Origin of the sequence: Actinoplanes awajinensis subsp. mycoplanecinus, from assembly GCF_001509495.1 — a bacterium.
Taxonomy (GTDB): domain Bacteria; phylum Actinomycetota; class Actinomycetes; order Mycobacteriales; family Micromonosporaceae; genus Actinoplanes; species Actinoplanes palleronii.
This window is the reverse complement of record NZ_LLZH01000013.1, coordinates 156,741-183,647: the sequence shown is the minus strand read 5'-3', so window position 1 is coordinate 183,647 and position 26,907 is coordinate 156,741. Positions and strand designations below refer to the sequence as shown.

Below are 26,907 nucleotides of genomic sequence, written 5' to 3'. Positions count from 1 at the left end.
GCTGGCACCGGGGACCCCGGCGTCCGCGTTCAGGCATAAGAGGCAGGTCAACGGCACTTGAGTCTTCGGCGGAGCCGGCTCACGGGACCGCGCGGTCGCGTGCTGGGCTCATTGCCAGTTGTGACAACCGATGACGAGCTCGGAACGGTCGCGGTCGGTGCCAAAACCTTTTGATCGTACGATCACAGCAGTCGCCCACCGCGAGCCGGAGCGGCCCGGAGCCGTCAGATCCGCTCGATGATCGTGGCCGTGGACATGGCGCCGCCGGCGCACATGGTGACCAGCGCGGTGCCGCCGCCGGAGCGCTCCAGCTCGTGCAGCGCCGTGGTGATCAACCGTGCGCCGGTGCTGCCCACCGGATGACCGAGAGCGATCGCGCCGCCGTTGATGTTGACCCGCTCCGGGTCGGCCTGGTGCACGCTCAGCCAGGAGAGCACCACGCTGGCGAACGCCTCGTTCACCTCGACCACGTCGACGTCCTCGATCTTCATGCCGGTGCGGGCCAGCACCCGCTCGGTGGCGGCGATCGGGCCGTCCAGGTGATAGAACGGCTCCGCGCCGATCAGGCACTGCGCCAGGATCCGCGCGCGCGGCCGCAGACCCGAGCGCCGGGCCCGATCGGCGTCCATCAGCAGCAGCGCCGCGGCACCGTCGGAGATCTGCGAGGAGGTGCCCGCAGTGTGCCGGCCGTCGGCCAGCACCGGACGCAACCCGGCCAGGCCGGCGAGCGTGGTGTCGCGCAGCCCCTGATCACGATCGGCGCCACCGACCGGCACCACCTCGCGGTCGAAGCGCCCCTCCCGCCACGCCCGGGCCGCGTTGGCCTGCGAGCGCACGCCGAACCGGTCCAGGTCCTCGCGGGTCAGCCCGCGGCGGTCGGCGATCCGTTCGGCCGCGACGTACTGATTAGGCAGGTCGATGTCCCAGGCGTCCGGGCGGGGGAGGCCGGCGTCGCCGAGGTTGGCCCGCAACGGCACGCGGCTCATCGACTCGACCCCGCAGGCGACACCGGTCTCGATGGCGTCGGCCGCGATCAACCCGGCGATCAGGTGGGCGGCGTGCTGTGCCGAGCCGCACTGGGCGTCGATGGTCGCGCAGCCGGTGGTGTGCGGCAGACCGGCGTGCAGCCAGGCGGTGCGGGTGACGTTGTTCGACTGCTCGCCACCCTGGGTGACGCAGCCGCCGATGGCCTGCTCGACGAGGGTGGGGTCGAGCGCGGCCCGGTCGAGCAGCGCGCGCTGGGCCGCACCGAGCAACTCGGCGGGGTGCAGCCCGGCCAGCAGGCCACCGCGGCGACCGATCGGAGTCCGCACCGCCTCGACGATCACCGGAACGCCCACGGTGCCCTCCCCGTACTAGAACGTGTTCTTGAATCTAAGCACAGTTGGCGTACCAATCGCCGTCGCCGCCGTGCTTGAATCGGTAGAACCTGTTACCGAGGAGGGACCGTGATCGACCTCACCGACCCGGAGATCTACGTCCACGGCATCCCGCACGAGCAGTTCGCCGAGATGCGCCGCAACGCACCGGTGTGCTGGATCCCGCAGGCGCGCGGCAGTGCGGGCTTCGACGACGAGGGCTACTGGGCGGTGACCCGGCACGCCGACGTGATGGCCGTGTCCCGCGACAGCGAGACGTTCTCGAGCTGGGAGAACACCGCTATCGTCCGATTCCAGGCCGACATGCCGCGCGACCGGATCGACATGCAACGGTACGTGCTGCTCAACATGGACCCGCCGCAGCACACCCAGCAGCGCGCGATCGTGTCCCGCGGCTTCACCCCACGCGCGATCAACGGCTTGCGCGCGGCGCTGGCCACCCGGGCCGAGCGGATCGTGCAGGACGCCGGCCGTGGTGACACCGGCGATTTCGTCACCGAGATCGCCTGCGAGCTGCCCCTGCAGGCGATCGCCGAGCTGCTCGGCGTGCCCCAGGAGGACCGCAAGAACGTCTTCGAGTGGTCCAACTCGATGATCGGCTACGACGACCCGGAGTACGGTGGCGCCGCCGACCCGCTCGAACCGGCCATGGAGCTGCTCGGTTACGCCATGACGATGGCGCAGGACCGGCAGGCGTGCCCGCGCGACGACATCGTGTCCACGTTGGTCCAGGCCGAGATCGGCGGCGAGCACCTGTCCCCGGACGAGTTCGGTTTCTTCGTGCTGATCCTGGCCGTCGCCGGCAACGAGACCACCCGCAACGCGATCTCGCACGGCATGCTGGCCCTGCTCGAACGCCCCGACCAGTGGGCGGCGTTCAAACAGTCCCGCCCGCGGACCGCGGTCGACGAGATCGTCCGCTGGGGCACCCCGGTCAACGTCTTCCAGCGCACCGCGACGCGCGATACCTCGCTGGGTGGCCAGCAGATCCGGCAGGGCGATCGGGTGGCGCTCTTCTACGGCTCGGCGAACTTCGACGAGGACGTCTTCGACCACCCGGACCGGTTCGACATCACCCGCAGCCCCAACCCGCATTTGGGCTTCGGCGGCAGCGGGGCCCACTTCTGCCTGGGAGCGAACCTGGCCCGCCTGGAGATCGACCTGATCTTCAACGCCATCGCCGACCAGATGCCGGAGATCAGCCTGGCGGGCCCGCCGGAGCGGCTGCGGTCGGGGTGGCTCAACAGCATCAAGCACTTGCCGGTCCACTACCGCTGAGAACGGAGTCGGCGCTGGTCGCCCGGCCGCAGGGGCGGTGCGGGTCCGCGGTGTCTGTTTGCGGACGTCTGCCGCCCCCCAGGTGGGCGATAGACGTCCGCAGGACGCGATCGCGTCCTGCCGCCGCCCCCAACCCCGCCGGCCGCGGATTCCTACCGCCCCGTCGGCACCAATCGTGTCCTGCCGCAGCCCTGTCGGCGCTGATCGTGTCCTCCCGCCGCCCGTCGTCTCCGATCAGCGGAATCAGAAGTCGGCTTTTCTGCTCAGGGCACTGTCGCGCGCACCCTAGGGACCCCCACCGGCAAAACTGCCCGGCCCGTGAAGCGATGTCGTCCGGCCATAAGCTAGCGTCCTGTGCTGCGCGCCGGGCAAAGGCACATGGGAAGGGTGCGTCATATTAGGTTATGTTGCCCATGATGCGGGGTTCGCTCCGTGGAGGCATGAGCCGGTTCGAGTCCGGTAGCCCGGCGCGCACCCGAGAAGGCCCCGGAAAATCAGTGACGCGCGGACGCGGCAGACCCGTATCCTGTGCTGCTGCCCACCGGAAGGCCATCAAACATTGACCACTGACCGTGTCCGTCTGCCCCAGTTCCACCAGCTGACCTGGCGTGACGTCGATCCCGCCGGCCGCCCCGATTTCGAGCCGGCTGCGGTGGCCGCGCTGGTGCGGTCGTTGCCGCCGGCTGCCGAGATCCCGCCGGCCGGCACCGACTGGCGGCTCGCCGATTTCTGGCGGGACCGGATGACGCAGGTCCTTGTCGAACGCCTCGGCGACTGGGTCGTCGGCTGGCGGAACACGGTGGTGATGGAGGACTACCCGGGCCGAGGCGTCATCCCGATCTGGTGGGACGTCGAGCTGCCGATCACCACGCCGGCCGAGACCCTCGACCGCCTGGCCGCAGCCGTGGTGGCCTGGCACGAGCTGACCGTCGAACTCGCCACCGACGCCCGCGGCCGGTTCGCCGCGGCCGCGCCGGCCGGCACCGACAGCACCGGCGACCCGGTGGCCTGGCGGGCCGTGAAGGCGCCCGGCATCGGCCGATCCCGCCCCGGTCGCTTCACCCGCAGCATTCCGCACCCGGCGAGCCTGAGCTGGGCGGACGTCGATCCGCGAGGCCGGGCTTTCGACCCGGCGACGGTGCCGGCCGCGGTCGCCGCGCTGGTCACGGCCGAGACCATCCCGGCGGAGGGCGCCGACTGGCGGCTGCGGGATCTGTGGCTGGAGTCCGTGTCGGCCGGTTTCCTTCAACGGTACGGACAATGGGCGGTCGGCTGGCGCTGGTCGGTCGGCGAAGGCGACCTCGACGGCGGCCCGGTCGGCAACTGGTGCTGCTTCTCGCACTCGGTCACCACCCCGGAGGCAACCGCTGCCGCCATCGTCGCCTCGCTGGTCGAGTGGGACGACTGGCTGGTGGACACCGCCGACCGGTTCGACCGGTTCCTCCCGCTGCCCGCCGGTGACCTGGACGGCTGGGAACGCGCGGTAGCCCACCTGGTGACCGCCGTCGGCGACCGCACCGACTATGACTCCGCCTGGTACAACTGCTGCACCACGGTTTTGCGCTGGTTCCTCGAGGCGGCCGGCATCGCCCCTGCCGAGCACAAGAAGCTGCTCGACCACGCGATCGGCGGTCGGTTCGAGAGTTGGACCGAGCCGAGCCGGGAGGTCGTCGCCTCGGTGGCCGAGCGGGTCGCCGGGCAGGTGGCCGGTGCCTGACCAGCTCACCACCTGGCAGCAGGTCCGCGAGCAGGTGCCGTGGCACGACGTGGTCCCGCACCTGCCGACCCCGATTCCCGCCGTCCGCGACGGATTCACCGCCCACGCCACGATCGGCGAGGATCGGCAGCGGCAGACGCTGCTGCTCACCGCGTACGCCGACGTGCGCTCCGCGGCAGCAACCGGCGTCGCCCTGACCCCGGCCCGCACGGCCCAGTGGAATGCCGCGCTGCGCGGCCTCCCGGCCGTCACGTTCCGTCGGGGCCCGGCGTTCGCCAAGAACGGCCGTGACCGTTACGGATTACACGCCGACACCCAGCAGCGCTACGCCTCCTGCCTGGCGGAGTCCACCGACCCGGCGATCCCGGCGACCGCCCGCGCGGCCCGGGCCTATCTCGACGTCGCGTTCTTCCATCCGTACGACGACGGCAACGCCCGCCTGGCCGGCCTGGTCCTGCACGCCGTCCTGCTGCGCGCGGGAATCGAACTCGACGAGGTCCACCCGATCCTCACCACCATCCGCCGCGCCGACGACCCGGACGGTGCGGCAGCCCTCGCCCGCCTGGTCCACGGCATCGCCACCGCCAGCCACCGCCGCCGGCTCCGATTCGTACCGGAAAGGGGTTGAGGTTGTGGGCTTTTTCTTCGACCTGCCGTGGCGGTACGCAACTCTCCCGGTGCTGCTCGTGGTGGCCTGGACGGCCCTGTGGTGGGCGAGCCGCCGGGCGCGGATGTGGTTCGCCGGGCTCGCCCCGGCCGGAGCGATCGCCGTGGTCCTGCTCGGAGCGATCCAGATGCTGTCGCCGTCGGATTCGGCCCGCTCGTGCGGCACGACCTCCTGCCCGGGCGGGCCGGCGGATCTGTCGACGCGGATCGACACGCTGGGGAGTGGTCCCGGCGCGTTGACGATGACGGTCGGGCTGCTCACGGTGATCGTCGCGACCGCACTGATGATCGTCACGCTGGTGGTGGAGACGACCCTGATGGTCCGCCGCCACGAGAAGGCCGAGCGAGCCGAGTGACGGCGCGCTCCAAGCTCCGAACTCCAGCACCACCTCGCGGGCCCGCGAGGACCGGAAATGCACAGATGAGGAGTCTTCTTGACCAAGGAACAGGGTCGGCGCCAGGACCTGGCCATGTCCGGATGGCGCTCCGATTTCCTCCCCGCACCGGCGCAGTTGCGCGCCCAGCGCGTCGGCCTGCTCGCGCTGATGGGCCGGCGGGTGCGGGCCGGCTGGACCGGCTGGGATCCGATCCGGGAACTGTGGCAACCGGTCCTCCCGCTGGTGCTGGTGTTCGACGACGGTGTTCAGTTGGAGCTCGCCTGGGAGGGCTGGGAGTCCCTGTCGATCACGTGGAACACGATCGACCTGGAAACGCCGCCCCTTCTCGTCGGCCAGCCCCACGAATGGCGTTCGTCCCACCCGGTTGTTGACGTGGCCGGCCGTGTCCTCACCGGCTGGGCGGTGACCGAGAGCCCGTACTTCGACGGAGAGTCGGACCTCACCGGCGAGTTGCCGATGGACGAGGTGAAGGGCTGGTTCATCCAGGGTTTGTGGATCCAGTTCGCCGGCCGCGATCTGCATGTCTACAACGGTGCGAATGTGACCGGGCTGTCGAACGACCCGGTCGTCCCGGGCGATGAGGGACATACCCGGCTGACGCACCGAGAGCTTCCGGACGGCGCCTTCCCGTTCAGGAACTGCTGACCACCCACATCTGGAAGAACTGGGAGCCTCCTCCGTACGCGTGACCCAGCGCCACCCGCGCCCCCTTCACCTGATGCTCCCCGGCCCGCCCCATGACCTGCATGGCCGCCTCCGCGAACCGCAACATCCCGGACGCGCCGATCGGGTTCGAACAGAGCACCCCGCCCGACGGGTTGACCGGCAGCCGCCCGCCGATCCGGGTCTCGCCCGCCTCGACCAGCTTCCACCCGTGCCCGGCCTCGGCGAAGCCGAGATTCTCCAGCCACATCGGCTCGAACCAGGAGAACGGCACGTAGATCTCCGCCACGTCGATCTCCTCGAGTGGGTCGCTGATCCCCGCCGCCTGCCACAGCGCCTGCGCGGCCTCGAAACCGGCTCGCGGGTTCACGTGGTCCTTGCCCGCGAAGAACGTCGGCTCGGTCCGCATCGCCGTCGCCCGGATCCACGCGACCGGCCGATCGGACGCCTCGGCCGCTGCCTGATCCCCGATCACCATGGCGCACGCGCCGTCCGAGGACGGGCAGGTCTCGTCGTACCGCACCGGGTCCCACAGCATCGCCGACGCTTGCACCGATTCCAGGGTGATGTCGGGTTGCCGCAGGTGGGCGTAGGGGTTGAGCGCCCCGTTGCGCCGATCCTTGACCGCGACCAGCGCCCCGATGTGGCCCGGCGCGTGCGACCGCCGGATGTAGGAGCGGATGTGCGGCGCGAAATACCCGCCCGCCCCGGCCCCGATCGGCGCGGTGAACGGCGGCTGGATCGACAGCGCCCACATCGCGTTCGACTCGGACTGCTTCTCGAACGCGACGGCAAGGACCCGCCGATGCACCCCGGCGCGGACCAGGGTGGCCGCCACGTTCGCGGTGGCACCGCCCACCGAACCCGCCGTGTGCACCCGCAGCAGCGGCCGCCCGACCGCGCCGAGCGACGAGGCCAGGAACAGCTCGGGCATCATCACGCCCTCGAACAGGTCGGGCGCCTTGCCCACCACGACCGCGTCGATCTGTGGCCACTCGACACCGGCGTCGATGAGAGCCCGATCGATCGCCTCGCGGCACAACCCCGCCATCGACACGTCGGTCCGCCGCGTGCGGTGCTGTGTCTGTCCGGTTCCGAGCACGGCCGCAAGCATCACGAAGCCTCCAGAACGCACACCAGATTCTGCTGCAGCGCCGGCCCGCTCGTCGCATGCCCGGCCGCCCGCCGCGCCCGCCCGGACATCACTTCCTCAGCCGCCGCACCGATCCGCGCCAGCCCCGCCGAGAACATCGGATTGCCGCACAACGCACCACCGGACGGATTGATCCGGACCTGCTCGCCCACCCCCAACGCCGCCCGCAACAGCAGCTCCTGATGGGTGAACGGAGCATGCAACTCGATCACGTCGAGATCTCCGCGCAGACCGGCCGCCTCACCCGCGGCGGTCGCCGACGGCACCAGGGTCAGATCCCGCTCACCGAGCCCCGGCGGATCAACCCGATGCGCCACCCCGCTGATCCACGCACGTCGCGGATGCTGTCGCGCCCGGTCACCACCCGCGAGCACCAGCGCGGCCGCCCCGTCCGAGACCGGCGCGCAGTCGTGCACCCGCAGCGGATCAGCCACATAGCTCTCCGCGAGAAGAGCATCAACATCAAAATCACCGAACACTTGAGCGTACGGATTGCCGGCCGCGTCCGCCCGGCTCCGCACGGCCACTTCAGCCATCGCCCGTTCCGTGACGATCCCGCCGTCGAGCGCGCACCGGGCCTGCAGCGCCGCCACGCTCACCGAGTCGGGCCAGAGCGGCGCGGCCACATACGGGTCGAGCTGCAGCGCGAGCACCCGGCGCAGGACTCCGGCGGACGCCTTGCCGAACCCGTACACCACAGCGGTCTGCGCCTCCCCGGCCAGGATCTTCACGTATGCCTCGTAGAACGCCCACGCCGCGTCCATCTCCACGTGCGACTCGCAGATCGGCGGGTACGCCCCGATCGCGTCGACCGCGTTGACGAACGAGAACGCCCGCCCGGCCAGGTAGTCGGACGAGCCGGAGCACCAGAAGTCCACGTCGCGCCGGTCGAGCCCGGCCTCGGCCAGCGCCCGCCGGAAGACCGGCACCAGGGTCTCGACGCCGCTGGTCGTGCCGGCCGACGGCAGGCACGGCGCCTGGGCGAACCCGACGACCGCCACCTCCGGCGTACTCATAGATGCTCCTGATAAGACTCGTAGGGCGAGTCCGGCTCGCCGGTCGGGCGGAAGTGCTCGATGTTCTCCGGGCTGGTCGTCCAGCTCGCCGGGTCGCGCCAGACCGCCGCCACCCGCATGCCCATCCGCACCCGGTCGGCGGGCAGCCCGAGGATCAGGTGCGGGATCGGGATGTCCGCGCCGTCCAGCAGGATCTGCGCGACGACATAGGGCGGGTCGAGCCGCTGCCCGGCGAACGGGACGTTGACCACGCAGAACGTGGTGACCGTGCCGTGGTCGCGGACGGTCACCTCCTCCTCGGTGGGCACCCCGTCGGCGGGGCAGACGCGCGGCGGCACGTAGACCTTGCGGCAGACCGGGCAGCGTTGCCCGAGCAGTCGTCCCTCGGCCAATGCCCGCAGGTAGCGGCTCTCGTCCTCGGAGGTGGTGTGGGTGTAGGACAGCCGGATCGGCGTCGTCATGATCGTGACGGGCTCGCCGTCTCCTTCCGCACGATCAGCCGAGTCCGCGCCGGGCTCGAAGCACGCGATGTCGCGGATGTGCCCGGTGCGTTCGGAGGCCCAGCGGATCCGGACCCGCATGCCGGTGTGCATCCGCTCGCGGGCGCCCGCGTCGACGGCGTGCAGCAGGGCGGTGTCGGCGCCGTCGAGCCGGATCAGCGCCCAGCCGAACGGCCGGTCGAGGGGCTGCCCGTCGAGCGGCCGATCGGTCCACGTCCAGCTCGTCACGGTGCCGGTGGGCCGCACCTCGACCAGGTCGGTCACCGGGGCGTGGGTCGCCGGGTCGTATTCCAGCGGCGGCACGTGCACCCGGCCGTCCGCGGTGCGGTTGCCGAGCACCCGCCGGTCGCGCAGGCCGGTCATGAACGGGCCCAGCACCGGGCCGAGCGAGCGGGTGTAGTCGAAGCTGATGTTCAGCGGGGCGGAGAGCGGCGGAGCGGTCACGCGACCAGTGAAACACGTTCTAAGTCGGCGCATCAAGGCCTGTGGTGGACGCCTGTTCGATGACTGGAACGCGTTATAGAGTGGGCGGCATGACCGACATCGGGCTGTGGACGATCGCGGGTCGGAGCCCGCAGCGGACCGCGGTCGTCGACCCGGACGGCCGCGTGGTGACCTATGGCGAGTTGGCCGCCGAGGCCGACCGGATCGGGCGTGGCCTGCAGCAGCTCGGCCTCGTCCCGGGCGACACCGTGGCGATGCTGCTGCCCAACGGCGCCGACCTGCTGGCCGTCGAGTTCGCGACGCTGCAGACCGGGCTCTATTCGGTGCCGCTGAACTGGCACCTGACGGCCGCCGAGATCACCTACATCCTGCGCGACAGCGGCGCCAAGGCGTTCATCGCCCACGAGCGGTTCGCGGCGGCGGCGGTGCCCGCGGCCGAGGCCACGGGGGTGCCGGTCTTCTTCGCGGTGGGGGAGATCGCCGCCATCGGCGCGGGCCAGGGCCGGCCCGAGCCGCGTACGGCCGGGGCGCTGATGGTCTACACCTCCGGCACGTCGGGGCGGCCCAAGGGCGTGCGCCGCCCGTTGACCGGAGCCGACCCTGACGTCGTACCCCCGGTGTCTTTGTGGTTTTTTGGGCTTTTCGGGCTTGCGCCGTGGGATGGGCACGTGCATCTGTGCTGCTCACCGCTCTATCACACGGCCGTGATGAATTTTGCCGTCATCTCGCTGCAGTTCGGGCACCCGGTCGTGGTGATGGACGGCTGGGATCCGCGGGAGATGTTGCGGCTCATCGAGCGGCACCGGGTCACGCACAGTCACATGGTGCCGACCCAGTTCCGCCGGTTGCTGGCCCTGCCCGCGCCGGTGCGCGACGGTTACGACCTGAGTTCGATGCGCGTGATGATCCATGGCGCCGCCCCGTGCCCGCAGGAGGTCAAGCGGCGGATGCTCGACTGGTGGGGCCCGGTGGTGGTGGAGTATTACGCGGCCAGTGAGGGCGGCGGCACCCTGATCACCGCGGCCGACTGGCTGAAACGGCCCGGCTCGGTCGGGCAGGCCTGGCCCGGTTCCCGGGTGCGGGTGCTCGACGCCGACGGCGCGGACTCTCCGGTGGGCCGGCCCGGCACGGTCTATCTGCAGATGGGCGACGCCACGTTCGAATACCTCGGCGACGCCGACAAGACCCGCGAGTCCTGGCGCGGCCGGATGTTCACCGTCGGCGACATCGGCTATCTCGACGACGCCGGCTACCTCTACCTCTGCGACCGCAAGAGCGACGTGATCATCACGGGCGGGGTGAACGTCTACCCGGCCGAGATCGAGAACGAGCTGGCCGGGCACCCGGCCGTCGCCGACGTCGCGGTCTTCGGTGTCCCGCACGACGAGTGGGGTGAGCAGATCAAGGCCGTGGTGCAGCCGGCGCCGGGTGCGCGGGCCGGCCCCGAGCTGACCGTCGAGCTGCTGGCCTTCCTGACCGAGCGGCTGGCCAAGTTCAAGCTGCCGCGCAGCATCGACTACACCGAGGAGCTGCCCCGCGACCCGAACGGCAAGCTCTACAAACGCCTGCTGCGCGACCCCTACTGGGCCGGCCGCGAGCGCGCCATCTGATCAGCGGGCGCCCAGCTCGCCGGCCAGGGTGCGGGCACCGGCCTGATCCAGCTGGGTCGTGATCACTGCCGTGGCGCCGGTCAGCGGTTCGAGCACTGTCGGGTTGCTGAGCACGCGGGTGCCCAGCACGATCGCGAGCTGGTTGCGCGGCTCGGGCAGCGCGCTCGCCCGCCGGGTCAGGTCGGTGAAGCGGGCGGTGTCCTGGTCGGCGAAGGTCACCGACACCGCCCAGCCGTTGCCCTGGTCGGATTGGTCCTGCACCTGGACCTCGTCCAGTTGCCGCACCGTGAACCCGCCCTCGGCCGACACGGTCAGGCAGCCACTGCCGTCGGTCGTGGTGTACTGCGGTGCCGTCGCGTTCGGCGCGCAGGCGCCCGGGGTGATGCCCTGCACCAGGTAGAAGCCCAGCGGTTCCCGGGCTGCCTGCGGCTCGGCCGACTGGTCGTCCTGCCACGGCCGGACCAGCAGCAATGCGGCTGCTGCCGCCACCACGACGGCGGCGACGACCCACACCCACCTCCGCGCCGGCCGGCCCGGCGACGCCTCGGGCGCGGGCCGATCGCTCGCGGTCAGGTGGGCGGAGCGTGCCGGGGTGCGCTGAGCGATCAGGAGCCCCACCACGCCGATCACACTGACCAGGCCGGCCACCAGGCCGAGCACCGGGATCTTCCCGATCAGGCCGATCGCCGTGCCCGCCGCCCCGCCGAGCACGACCGCCCGCCACACCGCGACTTCGCTGCTTCCTGACTGCGCCATGTCGTTTACCACCTCAGGTCAGCGGATCGAGCCGTACGCAGCGTAGATCAGCGGCACCACTGCGTGTTGATTGATAAGAATCGATGGTCCTGTCAGGATGGCGGGATGGTGACGGTGCGAGGTCTGGTCGCGGTCGTGTCCACTGTGGTGCTGACGGTGACCGGTGCGCTCGCCGTGACACCGGCCGGCGCCGCACCGCCCGGTGCCGGTGACCCGGAGACGCCGTGGCGGGCGCGGCACTGGCCGCAGACCCAGCCGTGGCAGCGCGACGAGGTGGCCGCCCCGGCCGGGCTGGCCGGCGCGCCGCAGCCGGTCGATCCGCAGCGCTACGAGCTGCCCGACACGATGACCTGGTCGGACTACCGGAAAGTGCCCGGCACCGACTGGGCGGATCCGGCGGTACGCGGCTCGGAACGGACCTTCAACGGCGCGCTCGTGCTCGTCGACTACCCGAACCAGCCGTTCGTGGTCACCCAGCCGGCGAACTCCACGATCTACGGCAACCCGTCCGGCGTGCAGAACCTGGACCGTGCCGAGGTGCCGGCGTTCTACCGGGACTTCCTCAACACGCCGGGCACGCTCAACCGCGGCCACACCATCCACGAGTACTGGATGGAGGACTCGAACGGGCGGTACGGCATCGACCTGAGCGCGTACGGCGTCTACCGGATGCCGCACGCCAGCCACGACTACGGCATCGAGTCCTCCATGCAGCGCGGCCAGGGCTGCCCGGCCGGCGACGTGTGCGGCCGTGACCTGCGTGCCGACGCGCGGGCCGCCTGGATCGCCGCGGTCGGCGAGCAGGAGGCCGCCTCGTACGATTTCGTGTTCTTCCTGTCCGCCGGGCAGGACGAGTCGGCGACCTGGCAGGAGTTCGGCCAGATGAAGTTCACCACCAAGGCGGACGTCACCGACGAGTTCGGCCCGCCGGACGAGGCGCTGCCGAACTGGAACGCGACCCGCTACGTCGAGTGGACCTCCTGGCAGGCCTCGGCGAACATCTGGCCGAACGCCGCGTCGGGCAGCTCGCTGCAGGCGGAGAGCTCGGGCATGTCGACCTACGCGCACGAGTTCAGCCACATCCTCGGCGTCGGCGACAACTACAACAACCCGTACAGCGTCCCGGCCCGCCGCGACTACAGCGGCCCGTGGGAGATGCTGAGCCGGGGCACGTTCAACGGGCCCGGCGGCCCGCACAGCCGGTGGTTGATCCCGGGCACCGCGGGATCGTCGATGGGCGCGCAGCACATGCTGCGGAACAAGATCAAACTCGGCATCGTCGACGACGCGGCGGTGCTGAAGCTGTCCCGTGACGCCCTGGCCGGCTCCGGCGTCGTGGTGACCCGGGTGACCGCGCGCGAGGTGGACCCGGGCGGGCGGCGGCTTGCCGGGATCAACGTGACCCTGGACGGCGGCGACAAGGCGCCCGCGTGTGACACCGCGACCGATCCGTACTGCGACGGCGGCAAGTACGACAACTACACCCTCGAGGTGGTCGACCGGATGGGCTTCGACTCGTTCACCCCCGACTCCGGGGTGCTGCTGGCCAAGACCAAGAACGCCGACAACGCGCCGTTCATCTGGACCGTCGACGCCAACCCGCAGGACATCGACAAGGTCGACTTCGTGCTGCCGGACGGCACTCCGCAGAAGATGACCATCGGTGACTACCGGCAGCTCTCCGACGCGCTGTTCCACGCCGGGACCGGCTCGGGCAGCGAGTTCGAGTACGTGGACGCCGCCAACCGGCTGCACTTCTACGTGCTCGACCGGAAGCGGGACCGCGACGGCGTGCTGTCGTACCAGGTGGCGGTGCGCTCGCTGGACGGCGCCGGGCCGTCGGCCCGCGGGGTGAAGGCCCACTCGGCGTCCGCCCGCCTCGACAGGTCCGGGTGGGCGCGCTGCGACATCCCGGTCCGCAACACCGGCCGTGGCGACGACGTCCTGCGCGTCGCGGCGCCCGGCGCGAGCGTGCCGCGCGCCGTCGTCGCCGTGCCGGGCGGCCGGACCGCCACGGCGCAGGTCGCGGTGCACGGCGCCTCGAGGGTGGCCGTCACGATCAGCTCGGAGAGCAACCCGGCCGCCACGACCACTGTCACCTGCACGGCACGACGCTGAGGGGTCAGCGCCCCCGGAACTCGGGGGCGCGCTTCTCGATGAAGGCGCGCGGGCCCTCCTTGGCGTCGTCGCTGCGGAACACCGCCATCCCGATCTTCGACTCGACCGCGAACGCGTCCGTCTCGGCCAGGCCCTCGGTCTCCCGGATGGTCCGCAGGATGGCCTGCACGGCGACCGGCCCGTTCGCGGCGATCGCCCCGGCCAGCTCCATGGCCTTGCCGAGCGCCTGCCCGTCGGGCACCACGTGACCGATCAGACCGGCGTCGCGGGCCTCGGCGGCGCTCAGCTGGCGGCCGGTGACCAGCATGTCCACCGCGATCGTGTACGGGATCTGCCGCACCAGCCGCACCGCCGAGCCACCCAGCGGGAACAGCCCCCAGCGCGCCTCGGACACCGCGAACCGCGCGCTCTGCCCGGCCACCCGCACGTCGGTGGCCTGCAGGATCTCGGTGCCGCCGGCGACCGCCGGGCCTTCCACCGCGGCCACCAGGGGTTTGCTCAACCGGCGCCCCTTGAGCAGCGCGTCGATGCGGGACAGGTCGGCGCCGTCGAAGGTGTCACCCGGGTGCGACGCGGTCATCGCCCGCAGGTCGGCGCCCGCGCAGAACGCCCCGCCGGCCCCGGTCAGCACCGCGACCCGGATCGCCGGATCCTCGTCGACCCGGTCCCAGGCGTCGCGCATGATGGCCATCATCTCGGCCGACAGCGCGTTGCGGACCTGCGGCCGGTTCATCGTCACGACCAGGATCGGTCCGTGTTGCTCGACGAGGGCGTGCGCCTCCATTGTGCCTCCTGCGTCAATTCCCGGGCTTGTCACGAACGATAACAGGTTCTACTTTCTGGGGATGGCGGCAAATATCGCAGACCTGTTCGAGCACGCGGTCGACGCGTTCGGGCCGCGGACCGCGGTGTGCTTCGGCGAGCAGGAGATCAGCTACGCCGAGCTGGAGGAGCGCGCCAATCGCCTGTCGCACTTCCTGCAAGATCGTGGTGTGCTGCCAGGTGACCGGGTCGGTCTGTACGCGGGCAACTCGATCGAGGCCGTGGTCGCGATGATCGCCGTCTACAAGCTGCGCGCCGCGGTCGTCAACGTCAACTTCCGGTATGTCGAGAACGAGTTGCAATTCCTGTTCGCCGACGCCGAGCCCGCGGCCCTGATCCACGACCGCCGTTTCGCACCCCGGGTCGCGGCCGTGCTGCCCTCGGTACCTTCCCTGCACACCGTGGTGGTGCTGCCGGACGACTCCGATGCCGGCACCGACGCCGTCACCTATGCGGACGCGCTGGCCGCCGGCGACCCGGCCCGCGACTTCGGCGAGCGCTTCGCCGACGACATCTACCTGCTCTACACCGGCGGCACCACCGGCTATCCGAAAGGCGTCCTCTGGCGGCACGAGGACGTGTGGCGCGCCCTCGGCGGCGGCGTCGACTTCATGACCGGCATCCCCCTCGAGGACGAGTGGCAGCAGTCCCGGCGCGGGGCCGGCGCGGACGGCATGGTCCGGCTCTGCCTGGCCCCGCTGATCCACGGCAACGCGCAGTGGGCCGCGCTGATGGCGCTGTTCGCCGGCGACACCGTGGTGATGCTGCCGCACTTCGACGCGGACGAGGTCTGGCGCACCATCGACCGGCGCCGCGTCAATGTGGTGGTGCTGATCGGCGACGCGATGGCCCGCCCGCTGATCGAGGCGTACGCGGCCGGCGACTACGACGGCTCCTCGATCGGCGCGGTCTCCTCCAGCGGCGCGCTGTTCTCCCCGGCGGTCAAGCGGCTCTATCTCGACCTGCTGCCGAACGTGCTCGTCACCGACGCGATCGGCGCCTCCGAGACCGGCTTCACCGGGATCGGCGTGGTCGCCGACGTGCCCGGCGGCGCGGTCGAGGACCCGCGGGTGATGCCCGGCCCGCAGACCGTGGTGCTCGGCGACGACAACCGGCCGGTGTCACCCGGTGAGGTCGGCCGGCTCGCTAAGAGCGGCCACCTCCCGCTCGGCTACTACAACGACCCGGAGAAGACCGCCGCCCTGCTCGCCGACGTCGACGGCGTGCGCTACGCGTTCCCCGGCGATTTCGCCCGGCTCGAGCAGGACGGCACCGTCACCCTGCTCGGCCGGGGCAACACCTGCGTCAACACCGGCGGCGAGAAGGTCTTCCCGGAGGAGGTCGAGGGCGCCCTGAAGAACCACCCGGATGTCTTCGACGCCCTGGTCATCGGCCTGCCGGACGAGCGGCTCGGCCAGCGGGTCGCCGCGCTGGTCCAGACCCGCCCCGGCGCCAAAATCGACCTGCCCGGCGTCGAGGAGCACTTGCGCGAGCAGATCGCCGGCTACAAGGTGCCCCGCTCGGTCTGGCTGGTCGACGAGATCCACCGCACGATCAGCGGCAAGGCCGACTACCGCTGGGCCCACCAGCACGCCACCGACCACCCCGCCACCGACGGCTAGCGAGACGATGACCAGGAAACCTCTCACGCCCGCGAAGCAGGCGGACCGTGCCCTCTGCCCCGTGGCGGTCGCTCAGGCGCTGGGCCTCAAGGTCACCGCGGTGGCGTCCGCCATGCGCGCCGCCGGGACCACACAACCCCTGACCGTTGAGCAGGCCCGGGCCTGGCGATCGCTTGCCGAGGAGCCGCCACCCTGGATGCGGGAGCTGCTGGCCGACGCCGCCGTGCGATCAGCCCGCCGCGCCGCGGTAACCCGGAGCCGGGCGATCGAGGCCGAGCACCGCGAACTCCTGCTGGAAGCGCAGGTCGTCGAGAAGCTGCTGGCGGGCCGCACCATCCGGGGTGACGAACGCGAACTGATCGCCTCGGACATCGCTTTCCGCGCCATGAAGGACCTCGTCAGGGCCGATGGCGACGTCGGCCAGCTGAGCGATCTCGATCTTGCGTCGCTGCGCTGGGCCGGTGTGATCCCGCAGAACCGGTCGACCTGGTTCCTCGGCCGAGGCAACCGGTGAAGGTCGTCAGGAAGAAGGTGAGTCATGCGGACTGAGCTGTGCGAGCGGCTGGGGATCGAGCACCCGGTGGTCGGGTTCAGCCCGTCGGAGCAGGTGGTGGCGGCGATCAGCCGGGCCGGTGGGCTCGGTGTGCTCGGCTGCGTGCGATTCAACGACGCCACCGAGCTAGACGAGGTTCTGACCTGGCTCGACGATCAAACCCAGGGTTTTCCGTACGGTGTGGACGTCGTCATGCCCAGTCACGAGCCGGCCGAGGGTGTCGCCGCCGACCTCGATCGGCTGATCCCGGCCGGGCATCGTGACTTCGTCGAGCGGACCCTGCTGCGCCTCGGCGTGCCCCCGTTGGGCGTCGACGCCGCGCAGCGGGCCGGTGTGCTCGGCTGGCTGCACTCGGTGGCCCGCTCGCACGTGGAGGTGGCGCTGCGCCACCCGGTCCGGCTGATCGCCAACGCGCTGGGGCCGCCACCGCCGGACGTGACCGCCCAGGCGCACGAGCGTGGTGTGCTGGTCGCCGCGCTGGCCGGCCGGGCCGACCACGCCCGCGGTCACGTGGCGAGCGGCGTCGACATCGTGGTGGCGCAGGGGTATGAGGCCGGCGGGCACACCGGGGAGATCGCCAGCATGGTGCTCGTACCGGAGGTGGTCGACGCGGTGGGTGAGGGTGTGCCGGTGCTGGCCGCCGGCGGGATCGGCAGCGGCCGGCAGGTCGCGGCGGCGCTCGCGCTCGGCGCCCGTGGCGTCTGGATGGGCTCGGTGTGGCTCGGTACCACGGAGTATCGGAGCACCCCGGCACTGCGTGAGGCGCTGCTCAAGGCCCGGTCGTCCGACACGGTCCGCAGCCGGATCTACTCCGGCAAGCCGGCCCGGCTGCTGCGCAACCGCTGGACCGACGCCTGGTCCGCCGAGCAGGCGCCGGTGCCGCTGCCGATGCCGCTGCAGAACCTGCTGGTGGCCGAGGCCCACACCCGGCTGATGGAGTCGGGCGACCCGACCGTGGTGCCGATGCCGGTCGGCCAGATCGTCGGCCGGATGAACGAGGTCCGCCCGGTCGCGGACGTCCTCGCCGAGCTGGTGGCCGAGGCCGACGAGACGTTGTCCCGCCTGGGCAAGCTGGCCGGCTAGAGCAGGACCACCGCCCGGCCGGTCAGCGTGCCCGCGGCGAGCTGCTCATATGCCTCGCCGGCCTTCTCGAACGGGAACTCCTGCACCTGATTGCGGATCAGCCCGGCCGCCGCCAGCGCGATCACCTCCTGCGCGTCGGCGATCGAGGACCCCTGGAACGTGAACACCTCGCCGTCGGCGGGCAGCGTCCCGAACCAGGGCCGCTCCAGGCGCCCGCCGGCCGAGCCGATCAACCCGAACGCCCCGCCGGGCCGGACCGCCGCGACCCCGGCGGCGATCGTCTCGTCGGTGCCCACGAAGTCGAGCACGGCGTCCGCCTTCTCGCCCAACGCGGACGTCGCCTCATGAGCGCCCACCGACGCCGCATAGGCCCGGCGCTCGGCGGAGACATCCACGGCCACCACCCGGGCCGCGGTCAGAATCCGCAAGAACTGCACCGCGAAAGCGCCCAGCCCACCCGCGCCCACCACCACCGCGGTGCTCCCCGGCGCCAGATGCCCGCGGGCCCGCCGCACCGCGTGATAGGCCGTGGCGCCCGCGTCGGTCAGTGGCCCGGCATACCGCGGATCCAGCTCACCCAGCGGCACCACGCTGCGCCGGTCGGCCACCACATACTCGGCCAGCCCGCCGTCCCGGCCGTACCCGCGCCCGGCCCGGCCGTCCGGGCAGGCGTTGTCCCGTCCGCGCACGCAGAGCCGGCAGACGCCGCACGAGGTGGGGGAGACCAGCGCCACCGGCGTCCCGTCGGTCAGCCAGCCGGCCGTCTCGTGGCCCAGCGTGAACGGCATCCGCCAGCCGAGCCGCTCGCCGGCCACCCGCGGAATCTGCCGCATGGTCAGGTCCGAGCGGCACAGCCCGCACCCGGCGACCCGGATCAGCATCTGCCCCGGCCCGGGCGTCGGCTCGGCCACCTCGCACTGCTCCGGCGGGTTCCCCCAGCCGGTCATCCGATAGGCGCGCATGCGCCTCAGAGTGAAACACGTTCCATCGTGGGTCAAGCTGTCAGCGAACAGAAGTTGACCCGAATCTAGAACGCGTTCTAGCATAAGCCGTGCTTACCGATCCGTTCGCCGAGGCCATCGCGCTGGCCGAGCGCGTCATCGCCGAGGCGCCGCACGTCCGTGGCGAGCAAGACCTGATCGAGGGCTATGACTACCTGGCGGGCGGCATCCGCGCCTCGATCCAGATGGCGTGGGCTTACGACCGCGATTTTCCCTATTTCGTACGATCGACCGGCCCACACACCAAGATGGGGCTGGACAATCCCGACACGCTCTACTTCCACGCGTGGCTCCGCGACGACGCGGAATATGTGGTGACCGGCCGTCGTGGCGGCACCGCCGATCTGAGCTTCCAGATCCTCGACGGGTCGTATTCGCCGGTGACCGTCCCCGGCAGCCTCGCCGCCTTCGACGACCGGGCGTTCGACGTCGCCGCCGACGGCAGCTTCGAGATCCGTTTCGGACCGGGCCTGAGCGGCCGCAACACGTTCCCGCTCGAGCCCGGCTCGGCCATGCTCGTGGTGCGCGAGGTGTTCAGCGACTGGGCCAGCGAGCAACCCGGCATGCTCCGCATCCACCGTGCCGACCGTCTCGGCGCCACACCCGCGCCGCTGACGACCGAGAGGCAAATCCGACGGTACGAAGTGGCCGGCAAGATGCTGGTCGGCCGGATCCGCACGTTCCTGGCCTTCGCCGAGCGCTTCTACCTGAACCTGCCGGTCAACACGCTCACCCCGCCACGGCTGACCCCGGGCGGCCTGGCCACGCAGTATTCCTCGGTCGGCCACTACCAGCTCGCCGACGACCAGGCCATGGTCGTCACCGTCCCGGTCGCCGACGCCCCCTACCAGGGCCTCCAGCTCGGCACGATGTGGTATGTCTCGATGGACTACGCCAACCACCAGACCAGCCTCACCGTCCCGCAGGCACAGGTCGACCCGGACGGCACCATTCGGTATGTGATCAGCGAACGTGACCCGGGCGTCGCCAACTGGATCGAGCGCACCGGCCACGACCGGGGCTATGTGCAACTGCGCTGGCAACGACTGTCCCGCGCGCTGACCGAGGCGGACGGCCCCCGGGTGGACGTGATCGCGGTCGACGACCTGCCCAAACAGCTGCCCTACTACGATCCGATCGACCCGGCGGCGTGGCACGAGCGGATCGCCGCCCGGCAGGTCGCCACCGCGGCCCGGATGCTGGGCTGAGCCGTGCTCGCCGACAAGGTCGTGCTGGTCGCCGGGGTCGGTCCCGGCCTGGGCCAGGCGCTCGCGGTGCGGGCCGCTCAGCACGGCGCCGACGTGGTGCTCGCCGCGCGCACCGAGTCCTTCCTGGCCGAGGTGGCCGGGAAGGTGACCGCGGCCGGCCGTCACGCCCTGGTGGTGCCCACCGATCTCACCGACGACGACGCCAGTGCCGCGCTCATGCGGGCCGCGCTCGACCGGTTCGGCCGGGTGGACGGGCTGGTCACCAACGCGTTCGTGATGCCGCCGATGCGCGCCCTCGGCAAGGTCGACCTGGACGACCTGCGGGCGAGTTTCGACGTCAACGTGCTCGCCGCGCTGCGCCTGACCCGGCTGCTGACACCGGCCCTGGTCGAGTCCGGCGGCGCGGTCGTGATGGTCAACTCGGCGGTGCTGCGGCACTCCCGGCACCCGTTCGGGCCGTACAAGCTCGCCAAGGCCGGGTTGCTCGCGGTCGCGCAGAACCTGGCGAGCGAGCTCGGACCGAAAGGTGTGCGGGTCAACTCGGTGGCGCCCGGCTGGATCTGGGCGGACAGCCTGCGCATGTGGTTTGACTACCAGGCCACCCAGCGCGAGGTGCCGCCCCAGCAGATCTACGACGAGATCGCCGCCGGAACCGATCTGCGCCGGCTGCCCGAGCCCGACGAGGTGGCCGACGCCGCGCTGTTCCTGCTCTCCGGACTGGCCCGGGGCATCACCGGCCAGTGCCTCGACGTCAACTGCGGCGAGTTCCACCACTGAGCTCGGGGGGGTGAGCATGCGTAGCGCGCGCACCGACGTCGGCACGCTCGACGATCTGCATGCCTCGGCGGCCCGCCTGACCGGACTCGACGACTTCGGCGTCGACGACTATCGGGAAGGGCTGGAGGTGCTGCTCGGGTCGTACCGGAAAGAGGCGGTCCTGACCCCGGTCGGCAGCAAGGTGAGCAGGGCTTTGGTGCGTGCGGCGCTGGTGTCGCGGCTGCTCAGTGAGGCGGCGTGGAAGCAGTTTCCGGAGCATGCCGCGGTGCCGGTGACGCGGCCGGTGTTCGTGACCGGGCTGCCGCGCACCGGGACGACCGCGCTGCACCGGCTGCTCGCCGCCGACCCGGCTCATCAGGGGCTGGAGTTGTGGCTGACCGAGGCGCCGCAGCCGCGCCCGCCGCGGGAGAGCTGGGCGGAGAACCCGGTCTATGCGGTGCTGCAGGACGGCTATCAGCGGCACAACGCGGAGAATCCGGCGTTCACGGGTGCGCACTACACGGCGGCTGACCAGGTCGAGGAGTGCTGGCGGCTGCTGCGGCAGTCGATGATGTCGGTGTCGTTCGAGTGCCTGGCCCACATCCCGGGTTATGCGGCGTGGCTGGCGGGCCGGGACTGGACTGACGCCTACCGCCGGCATCGGCGCAACCTGCAGCTGATCGGCCTGCACGACGCGGAGCGGCGCTGGGTGCTGAAGAACCCCAGCCACCTGTTCGCGCTGGACGCACTGCTGGCCGCCTACCCGGACGCCGTGGTGATCCAGACGCATCGCGCTCCGCAGACCGTGATCGCCTCGGTGTGCAGCCTCAACGCGCAGGCGTGCGCCGGGTGGTCCACGGCGTTCCGCGGCGAGGTGCTCGGACGGGCGCAGCTCGCGCTGTGGTCGCGCGGGTTGCGGCGGTTCACGGCCGACCGGGCGCGGCACGATCCGGCGCACTTCATCGACGTCGACTACGACGATTTCGTGGCCGACCCGATCGGGGTGGTCGAGGTCGTTTATCACCGCTTGGGTACGCCACTGACTCCGATGGCACGCAGCGTGATGGTGTCATTGCAGGCCGAGCGAAGTGGTCCGGCTCACCATTACGACCTGGCCGACTTCGGTCTGACCGCCATGGATGTCCAAACCGCATTCCGCGACGCGATTTAATTGTTACCGATGGTGACCGATCGAGTGTGGATCCGCTACCTGCCGAGGTCAGCTTCCGGCGAGCTGGAGAGCCCAGACCAGTGCAAAGGTCGGCACCGTCATGGCGGCGAGGGCGACGCCGACCATGGCGAAGACCGTGCCGGACAGCGATCCTATTCGGCCCCAGCGGGGTGCGCTTTGGATGTGCAAATCGGACTCGTACTCGAAATCAAACATGGCAGGAACGGTACACGAAACTGTCCGTTCGGGTCGCCCGCCATCACCAATTCGTTATTGTTCGGAATGGACACGGAGTCACGCATCGCTCACCCGGCCGCAGAGGTCGCGGAACCGTCAAAGTTTGCTCGCGCGCGGAAATCCGGCGAAAGCTCCAGAGAATTTCACAGCCCGTTCTGGCAGCGTCGCGGCGCGTGGCCCGGCGGCGCCACCCGCTCGAGATGTGATCACCCGCACGATCGGGCGCCTACCCGAGTTTGGTGATCACCTCGTCGGCGAAGCGGTGCAGGCCGTCCTTCTTGGCGGACAGCGGGCCGTCGAAGCCGGTGCCGTAGAAGCGCCAGGGCACCACGATCGCGTCGGTGACGCCGGCGTCGGCCTGCTGGCGGAAGCCGTCCAGGCCGAAGCGGTCGATGCAGACCGCCTGGATCTCGAAGGGCTGGTCGGCGCGGCCATAGTCGGAGCGGAGCTCGGCGAGGCGGGCGATCGTCGCGCGCAGGTCGTCGAAGCGCATCATCGCCGAGGACCAGCCGTCGCCGACCCGGGCGGCGCGGCGCAGCGCCACGTCGGCGTGGCCGCCCACGTAGATCGGGACCGGCTCGGTCGGGGCCGGGCTCATCTGCAGACGGCCGAAGTCGAAGTGCTTGCCATGGAACTCGACCATGCCGCCGCCGAGGATCAGCTTCAGCACCTCGATGGCCTCGTCACCGCGGTCGCCCCGGTCGGCGAACGGGGCGCCGCACCACAGCGACTCCTCCGGCGACCAGCCGAGCCCGACGCCGAGGCCGAAACGGTTGCCGGTCAGGTGGGCCACCGAGCCGACCTGGCGGGCCAGCAGCACCGGGTTGCGCGGGCCGAGCTTGAGCACCTGCGTGTAGAAGCGGATCCGCCTGGTGGCGGCGCCGAGCGCGGCGGCCGTGACGAGCGGATCCGACCACGGTGTCTTCGCGGTCCAGAACCGGCTGCCGTCCGGCGTATACGGATACTTCGCACTGACCTCTTCGGAGTAGAAGAGCGAGTCGGGCAGCGCGATCGACGCGAAGCCGCACTCCTCGGCGGTCTGCGCCAGGTCGATGAGCTGGTCGAGCGGGCTGAGCGCGATGCCGAGGCTGAACTTCATCCTAGAACTGTAACGTGTTCTAATTCAGGCCGGAAGGTGTCGGCCAGCGCCAGCAGCTGGCCGGTGGCGCCACCCAGCAGGAACTCGTGGTGCTTCGCGGCCAGGAAGTAGCGGTGCAGCGGGTAGTCGAGGTCGAGTCCCACCCCGCCGTGGACGTGGACCGCGGTGTGCAGCACGCGGTGCCCGGCCTCGGCGGCCCAGAAACCGGCAGTGGCCACCTCGGCAGCGGCGGGCCGGTCCTCGGCGAGCGACCAGGCCGCCTGCCACAGGGCCACCCGCAGGGCTTCGACGTCGATGTACGCGTCGGCGAGGCGCTGCGAGACGGCCTGGAACGAGCCGATCGGGTGGCCGAACTGGATCCGGGTCCGGGCGTGGTCGGCGGTCATCTCCAGGGCGCGCTCGACGACGCCGAGCTGGGCCGCGCAGGCGCCGACGGTGGTGTACGCGGCGAGCCGTGCCGCCGCGCCGGGCAGCCGGTCGCCGAGTGCGCCGGTGAGCGTGAGCAGTCCGGCTGGCGGGCCGCCCTCGGCTTGTTGTGGCTCGACGGCGACACCGTGGTCGCCGGCTCGGACGAGGAACACGTCGGGTCCGACAGCGACCAGGATCAGCGCGGCCTCGGCTGCGGCGGGAACAGTGGGCACCTCGCCGTCCAGTCGCCAGAGGTCGTCGCCGGGGCGCGGGCCGGCCTGTTTGACTGTCCCGGCGGCTGCGGTTAGCCCCGCGATGGCGGTCGGGCTGGCCGTCCCGTCCAGTGCGCTCGGGCCGGTCGTCAGCAGGAGTTCGCCGCGGGCGGCGGGGGCCGCCCACTCCGTCATCTGCGTATCGGTGCCGCAGTGGGCGAGCGTGGACGCCGCGGCGACGATCGACGACAGGTAGGGCACGGTGGCGGCGGCGCGGCCGAGCTCGACGAGGATCGCGCACTGCTCGATGACGCCGTGCCCGTCGCCGCCGGCGTGCTTCGGCAGCGCGGCGGCCAGCACCCCGGCCTCGGCCAGCGCCGGCCACAGCGGGCGCCCGGAGTTCACCAGGTCACGGGTGAGCGCGGCCAGCTCGCGGGCCTCGTCGCTCAGGTCGAAATCCATGGCCGCCTCCTATCGCTTGACCGGCAGGCCGAGCGCACCCGCCGCGATGATGTCGCGTTGCACCTCGTTGGCGCCGCCACCGAAGGTGAGGATCAGCGAGGCGCGGTGCATCCGCTCGATCCGGCCGTGCAGCAGCGCGCCCGGGGATCCGGCGCGCACCGTGGCGGCCGGGCCGAGCACCTCCATGAGCAGCCGATACGCCTCCACGGCCAGCTCGGTGCCATACACCTTCCCGGCCGAAGCGCGCACCGCCGCCGAAAGACCGTCCGTGCCGAAGGCGGGCCTGCCACGTGAGGCCGGGCCGGGGGCCGCCCCGCCGTCGGCGTCCGCGCCAGCTGCACCGGCTCCGCTTGCCGGGCCGGCCGCCACCCTCGCATCGGCGTCCGCGCTGGCTGCGACCCGCCAGTTCAGCAGCTTGAGGACCTCGGTCTTGGCGTGCACCCGGGCCAGGTGCAGCCGCACCCACTCGCGCTCGACCGCCCCGGTCTCGACCGCCCACGCGGTGACCTCGTCGAGCGCTCGGCGCAGCGGCGCCGCCAAGGTCAGCGCGACCCGCTCGTGGTTGAGCTGGTCGGTGATCAGGCGCCAGCCCTCGTTCTCGGCGCCGACCCGGGCCGAGACCGGCACCCGGACATCCGCGTAGTAGGTGGCGCTGGTGGTCGGACCGGCCACGGTGCGCACCGGTGTCCAGGAGAAACCGGGCGCGTCGGTCGGCACCACCAGGATCGACAGGCCGCGATGCCGCTCCGCGGACGGGTCGGTGCGGCAGGCCAGCCAGACGTAGTCCGCGTACCGGATCAGGCTGGTCCACATCTTCTGCCCGTTGATCACGTAGTGGTCGCCGTCGCGGACCGCGCGGGTGCGCAGCGCGGCCAGGTCGGTGCCGGCCTCGGGTTCCGAATAGCCGATCGAGAAGTGCACCTCGCCGGCCGCGATCCGCGGCAGCAGCTCGGCGCGCTGCTGGCCGGAGCCGTGCCGGGCGATCGTCGGGCCGACCGTGTCGATGGTCAGGAACGGCACCGGTACGCCGGCCATGGCCGCCTCGTCGGCGAAGATCAGCTGGTCCAGGCGGGACCGCCCGCGGCCGCCGTGCTCGACCGGCCAGCCCAGGGCCAGCCAGCCGTCGTGGCCCAGCCGGCGCACCACCGCGCGGTAGGCCTCGCCGTCGCCGTACTCGCCGTCGTCGTCGGTGAGCGCGGCGCGCAGGTCCGGGGTCATCAGGGCGGCGAAATAGGCCCGCAGTTCCTGGCGCAGCTTCTCCTGCTCCGGCGTGTATCCCACGTGCATGGCGGCCGCCCGGTGTCATAGATTAGAACAAGTTCTAGTAGAGTCCATCCGGCGGAGGGGCGTCAACCATGGAACCGGCCTACCTGGTGGCGGCGGTCCGTTCGCCCGTGGGCAAACGCGGCGGTGCCCTGTCCGGTGTGCACCCGGCCGACCTGGCCGCGCACGTCATCACGGCGCTGCTCGGCCGCGCCGGTGTCGACCCGGCCGCGGTCGACGACGTGGTGCTGGGCTGCGTCGACACGCTCGGGCCGCAGTCCGGCGACATCGCGCGAACCAGCTGGCTCGCGGCCGGCCTGCCCGAGCACGTGCCGGGGGTGACCGTCGACCGGCAGTGCGGGTCGGGCCAGCAGGCCGTGCACTTCGCGGCGCAGGCGGTGATGAGCGGCACCGCGGATCTGGTCGTGGCCGGCGGGGTGCAGAGCATGAGCCAGGTGCCGATCGGCAGCGCGATGGCGCCGGCGGGGCCCTACCGGGGATCACACGGTTGGGCGGCCCGTTACGGCGATCAGGAGGTCGACCAGTTCCGCAGTGCCGACGACATCGCGGCAAAGTGGTCGCTGACCCGAGCCGAACTGGAGGAGTGGGCCTTGACCAGCCACCGGCGCGCGGTCCAGGCCATCGACGAGGGCCGTTTCCGCGCCGAGACAGCGCCGCTGACGCTCAACACCGCGACCCAGTCCGAGAGCCAGTCCAAGAGCCAGGCCGAGGCCGAGACGGCGCGGTCCGGACTGCCGACGGCCTGGTCAACCGATGAGGGTCCGCGCCGGGACACCACCGCCGCTCGGATGGCCGGGCTGTCCCCGCTGCGACCCGGCGGCGTCACCACGGCCGCCACCTCCAGCCAGCTCGCCGACGGGGCCGCCGTGCTGCTCGTCGCGTCCGGGCGGGCGCTGCGCGAGCACGGCCTGCGGCCGAGAGCCGTCATCCGGCACCTGTCCGCTCGCGGCGGTGACCCGGTGCTGATGCTGACCGCGCCGATCGAGGCGACCGCCTATGCGCTGGCCCGGGCCGGCCTGCGGGTCGGCGACATCGACCGGTTCGAGGTCAACGAGGCGTTCGCCAGCGTGGTGATCGCCTGGCTGCGCGAGACCGGCGCGGATCCGTCCCGGGTCAACGTGAACGGCGGCGCGATCGCTCTCGGACACCCGCTCGGCGCCACCGGCGCGCGCCTGCTGACCGGCCTGTTGCACGAGCTGGAGCGTTGCGAGGGCCGCTACGGCCTGCTCACCATGTGCGAGGGCGGCGGCCAAGCCAACGTCACCATCATCGAACGAGCCTGACGGAACGC

Annotated in this window: 25 protein-coding genes; 14 read left to right on the top strand and 11 right to left on the bottom strand. The window is 71.4% G+C overall.

Annotated elements, in window-relative coordinates:
* Nucleotides 1-224: 224 nt before the first annotated feature.
* Nucleotides 225-1,340 carry a steroid 3-ketoacyl-CoA thiolase gene (locus tag ADL15_RS04190; RefSeq protein ID WP_067685241.1) on the bottom strand — a complete coding sequence of 372 codons (1,116 nt, stop codon included), beginning with the start codon at nt 1,338-1,340 and terminating at the stop codon, nt 225-227.
* 108 nt (nt 1,341-1,448) lie between these two features.
* Here ADL15_RS04190 and ADL15_RS04185 point away from each other — a divergent pair, with 108 nt between their 5' ends.
* The 5 genes from ADL15_RS04185 (at nt 1,449) to ADL15_RS04165 (ending at nt 6,083) form a co-directional block, all read left to right on the top strand.
* Nucleotides 1,449-2,657, top strand: a complete 1,209-nt coding sequence (locus ADL15_RS04185; RefSeq protein WP_067685240.1) for a cytochrome P450 — start codon at nt 1,449-1,451, stop codon at nt 2,655-2,657.
* Between the two features lie 559 nt (nt 2,658-3,216).
* A complete protein-coding gene (locus ADL15_RS04180; RefSeq protein WP_067685239.1) occupies nt 3,217-4,374 on the top strand; it encodes a hypothetical protein in 1,158 nt (385 codons plus the stop codon).
* Nucleotides 4,367-5,002, top strand: coding sequence for a Fic family protein (locus tag ADL15_RS53945; RefSeq protein ID WP_198170514.1), 636 nt, complete (start codon nt 4,367-4,369; stop codon nt 5,000-5,002). Before ADL15_RS04180 ends, ADL15_RS53945 begins: the two co-directional genes overlap by 8 nt.
* A gap of 4 nt (nt 5,003-5,006) precedes the next feature.
* Complete coding sequence (locus tag ADL15_RS04170) at nt 5,007-5,396, top strand: hypothetical protein (protein WP_067685238.1); 390 nt, start codon at nt 5,007-5,009, stop codon at nt 5,394-5,396.
* 78 nt (nt 5,397-5,474) lie between these two features.
* A complete protein-coding gene (locus ADL15_RS04165) occupies nt 5,475-6,083 on the top strand; it encodes a hypothetical protein (RefSeq protein ID WP_067685237.1) in 609 nt (202 codons plus the stop codon).
* On the opposite strand, the gene ADL15_RS04160 is transcribed toward ADL15_RS04165, so the two are convergent.
* From ADL15_RS04160 to ADL15_RS04150, 3 genes are read right to left on the bottom strand one after another with little or no spacing between them, the layout of a single operon-like run.
* Nucleotides 6,070-7,218: a thiolase domain-containing protein gene (locus ADL15_RS04160; protein WP_157441153.1), complete on the bottom strand. Its 1,149-nt coding sequence runs from the start codon at nt 7,216-7,218 to the stop codon at nt 6,070-6,072. The genes ADL15_RS04165 and ADL15_RS04160 overlap by 14 nt on opposite strands.
* Nucleotides 7,215-8,270 (bottom strand): thiolase domain-containing protein, encoded by a 1,056-nt coding sequence (locus tag ADL15_RS04155; protein ID WP_067685235.1) that lies wholly within the window; start codon nt 8,268-8,270, stop codon nt 7,215-7,217. Before ADL15_RS04155 ends, ADL15_RS04160 begins: the two co-directional genes overlap by 4 nt.
* Complete coding sequence (locus ADL15_RS04150; RefSeq protein WP_232343886.1) at nt 8,267-9,214, bottom strand: Zn-ribbon domain-containing OB-fold protein; 948 nt, start codon at nt 9,212-9,214, stop codon at nt 8,267-8,269. The genes ADL15_RS04155 and ADL15_RS04150 overlap by 4 nt, the downstream gene beginning before the upstream one ends.
* Before the next feature lie 89 nt (nt 9,215-9,303).
* On the opposite strand from ADL15_RS04150, the gene ADL15_RS04145 reads away from it, so the two are divergent.
* Complete coding sequence (locus ADL15_RS04145) at nt 9,304-10,824, top strand: acyl-CoA synthetase (protein WP_067685388.1); 1,521 nt, start codon at nt 9,304-9,306, stop codon at nt 10,822-10,824.
* On the opposite strand, the gene ADL15_RS04140 is transcribed toward ADL15_RS04145, so the two are convergent.
* The gene (locus ADL15_RS04140) at nt 10,825-11,580 is read right to left on the bottom strand and encodes a SecDF P1 head subdomain-containing protein (RefSeq protein ID WP_157441152.1); all 756 of its coding nucleotides are present in this window, start codon (nt 11,578-11,580) and stop codon (nt 10,825-10,827) included. It abuts the gene before it with no gap.
* A gap of 105 nt (nt 11,581-11,685) precedes the next feature.
* Between ADL15_RS04140 and ADL15_RS04135 the strand changes: the two genes are divergently transcribed.
* Nucleotides 11,686-13,698 (top strand): M6 family metalloprotease domain-containing protein, encoded by a 2,013-nt coding sequence (locus ADL15_RS04135; protein WP_067685232.1) that lies wholly within the window; start codon nt 11,686-11,688, stop codon nt 13,696-13,698.
* 4 nt (nt 13,699-13,702) lie between these two features.
* Here the strand turns inward: ADL15_RS04135 and ADL15_RS04130 are convergent, their stop codons facing one another.
* Nucleotides 13,703-14,482, bottom strand: a complete 780-nt coding sequence (locus tag ADL15_RS04130; RefSeq protein WP_067685231.1) for a crotonase/enoyl-CoA hydratase family protein — start codon at nt 14,480-14,482, stop codon at nt 13,703-13,705.
* A gap of 61 nt (nt 14,483-14,543) precedes the next feature.
* On the opposite strand from ADL15_RS04130, the gene ADL15_RS04125 reads away from it, so the two are divergent.
* The 3 genes from ADL15_RS04125 (at nt 14,544) to ADL15_RS04115 (ending at nt 17,778) form a co-directional block, all read left to right on the top strand.
* On the top strand, nt 14,544-16,142 hold the full coding sequence (locus ADL15_RS04125) for an acyl-CoA synthetase (protein ID WP_067685230.1): 1,599 nt from the start codon (nt 14,544-14,546) through the stop codon (nt 16,140-16,142).
* 100 nt (nt 16,143-16,242) lie between these two features.
* Nucleotides 16,243-16,656 (top strand): hypothetical protein, encoded by a 414-nt coding sequence (locus ADL15_RS04120; protein ID WP_157441151.1) that lies wholly within the window; start codon nt 16,243-16,245, stop codon nt 16,654-16,656.
* 24 nt (nt 16,657-16,680) lie between these two features.
* Nucleotides 16,681-17,778: an NAD(P)H-dependent flavin oxidoreductase gene (locus ADL15_RS04115; protein WP_067685228.1), complete on the top strand. Its 1,098-nt coding sequence runs from the start codon at nt 16,681-16,683 to the stop codon at nt 17,776-17,778.
* Here the strand turns inward: ADL15_RS04115 and ADL15_RS04110 are convergent.
* The gene (locus ADL15_RS04110) at nt 17,775-18,740 is read right to left on the bottom strand and encodes an alcohol dehydrogenase catalytic domain-containing protein (RefSeq protein WP_067685227.1); all 966 of its coding nucleotides are present in this window, start codon (nt 18,738-18,740) and stop codon (nt 17,775-17,777) included. The genes ADL15_RS04115 and ADL15_RS04110 overlap by 4 nt on opposite strands.
* A gap of 89 nt (nt 18,741-18,829) precedes the next feature.
* Here ADL15_RS04110 and ADL15_RS04105 point away from each other — a divergent pair, with 89 nt between their 5' ends.
* The 3 genes from ADL15_RS04105 to ADL15_RS04095 are packed head-to-tail and all read left to right on the top strand — an operon-like array spanning nt 18,830 to nt 21,914.
* On the top strand, nt 18,830-19,987 hold the full coding sequence (locus ADL15_RS04105; protein ID WP_067685226.1) for a hypothetical protein: 1,158 nt from the start codon (nt 18,830-18,832) through the stop codon (nt 19,985-19,987).
* Between the two features lie 3 nt (nt 19,988-19,990).
* On the top strand, nt 19,991-20,764 hold the full coding sequence (locus ADL15_RS04100; protein ID WP_067685225.1) for an SDR family oxidoreductase: 774 nt from the start codon (nt 19,991-19,993) through the stop codon (nt 20,762-20,764).
* 16 nt (nt 20,765-20,780) lie between these two features.
* Complete coding sequence (locus ADL15_RS04095; protein WP_067685224.1) at nt 20,781-21,914, top strand: sulfotransferase family protein; 1,134 nt, start codon at nt 20,781-20,783, stop codon at nt 21,912-21,914.
* A gap of 48 nt (nt 21,915-21,962) precedes the next feature.
* On the opposite strand, the gene ADL15_RS52635 is transcribed toward ADL15_RS04095, so the two are convergent.
* From ADL15_RS52635 to ADL15_RS04080, 4 genes are all read right to left on the bottom strand, one after another.
* The gene (locus tag ADL15_RS52635) at nt 21,963-22,130 is read right to left on the bottom strand and encodes a hypothetical protein (RefSeq protein ID WP_157441150.1); all 168 of its coding nucleotides are present in this window, start codon (nt 22,128-22,130) and stop codon (nt 21,963-21,965) included.
* A gap of 247 nt (nt 22,131-22,377) precedes the next feature.
* Complete coding sequence (locus ADL15_RS04090) at nt 22,378-23,250, bottom strand: TIGR03619 family F420-dependent LLM class oxidoreductase (protein ID WP_067685223.1); 873 nt, start codon at nt 23,248-23,250, stop codon at nt 22,378-22,380.
* Complete coding sequence (locus tag ADL15_RS04085) at nt 23,247-24,332, bottom strand: acyl-CoA dehydrogenase family protein (protein ID WP_067685222.1); 1,086 nt, start codon at nt 24,330-24,332, stop codon at nt 23,247-23,249. The genes ADL15_RS04090 and ADL15_RS04085 overlap by 4 nt, the downstream gene beginning before the upstream one ends.
* A 9-nt stretch (nt 24,333-24,341) precedes the next feature.
* Nucleotides 24,342-25,619 carry an acyl-CoA dehydrogenase family protein gene (locus tag ADL15_RS04080; RefSeq protein ID WP_232343884.1) on the bottom strand — a complete coding sequence of 426 codons (1,278 nt, stop codon included), beginning with the start codon at nt 25,617-25,619 and terminating at the stop codon, nt 24,342-24,344.
* 68 nt (nt 25,620-25,687) lie between these two features.
* Here ADL15_RS04080 and ADL15_RS04075 point away from each other — a divergent pair, with 68 nt between their 5' ends.
* Nucleotides 25,688-26,899, top strand: a complete 1,212-nt coding sequence (locus ADL15_RS04075; protein ID WP_067685221.1) for an acetyl-CoA C-acyltransferase — start codon at nt 25,688-25,690, stop codon at nt 26,897-26,899.
* Nucleotides 26,900-26,907: the final 8 nt, after the last annotated feature.

Bases quoted from the DNA above. Each gene is read 5' to 3' on its own strand.
- ADL15_RS04145 (WP_067685388.1), top strand. From the start codon at position 9,304: ATGACCGACATCGGGCTGTGGACGATCGCGGGTCGGAGCCCGCAGCGG.
- ADL15_RS04125 (WP_067685230.1), top strand. From the start codon at position 14,544: ATGGCGGCAAATATCGCAGACCTGTTCGAGCACGCGGTCGACGCGTTC.
- ADL15_RS04155 (WP_067685235.1), bottom strand. From the start codon at position 8,270: ATGAGTACGCCGGAGGTGGCGGTCGTCGGGTTCGCCCAGGCGCCGTGC.
- ADL15_RS04130 (WP_067685231.1), bottom strand. From the start codon at position 14,482: ATGGAGGCGCACGCCCTCGTCGAGCAACACGGACCGATCCTGGTCGTG.
- ADL15_RS04140 (WP_157441152.1), bottom strand. From the start codon at position 11,580: ATGGCGCAGTCAGGAAGCAGCGAAGTCGCGGTGTGGCGGGCGGTCGTG.
- ADL15_RS04115 (WP_067685228.1), top strand. From the start codon at position 16,681: ATGCGGACTGAGCTGTGCGAGCGGCTGGGGATCGAGCACCCGGTGGTC.
- ADL15_RS04090 (WP_067685223.1), bottom strand. From the start codon at position 23,250: ATGAAGTTCAGCCTCGGCATCGCGCTCAGCCCGCTCGACCAGCTCATC.
- ADL15_RS04110 (WP_067685227.1), bottom strand. From the start codon at position 18,740: ATGCGCGCCTATCGGATGACCGGCTGGGGGAACCCGCCGGAGCAGTGC.
- ADL15_RS04135 (WP_067685232.1), top strand. From the start codon at position 11,686: ATGGTGACGGTGCGAGGTCTGGTCGCGGTCGTGTCCACTGTGGTGCTG.
- ADL15_RS04095 (WP_067685224.1), top strand. From the start codon at position 20,781: ATGCGTAGCGCGCGCACCGACGTCGGCACGCTCGACGATCTGCATGCC.
- ADL15_RS04080 (WP_232343884.1), bottom strand. From the start codon at position 25,619: ATGCACGTGGGATACACGCCGGAGCAGGAGAAGCTGCGCCAGGAACTG.
- ADL15_RS04085 (WP_067685222.1), bottom strand. From the start codon at position 24,332: ATGGATTTCGACCTGAGCGACGAGGCCCGCGAGCTGGCCGCGCTCACC.
- ADL15_RS52635 (WP_157441150.1), bottom strand. From the start codon at position 22,130: ATGTTTGATTTCGAGTACGAGTCCGATTTGCACATCCAAAGCGCACCC.
- ADL15_RS04075 (WP_067685221.1), top strand. From the start codon at position 25,688: ATGGAACCGGCCTACCTGGTGGCGGCGGTCCGTTCGCCCGTGGGCAAA.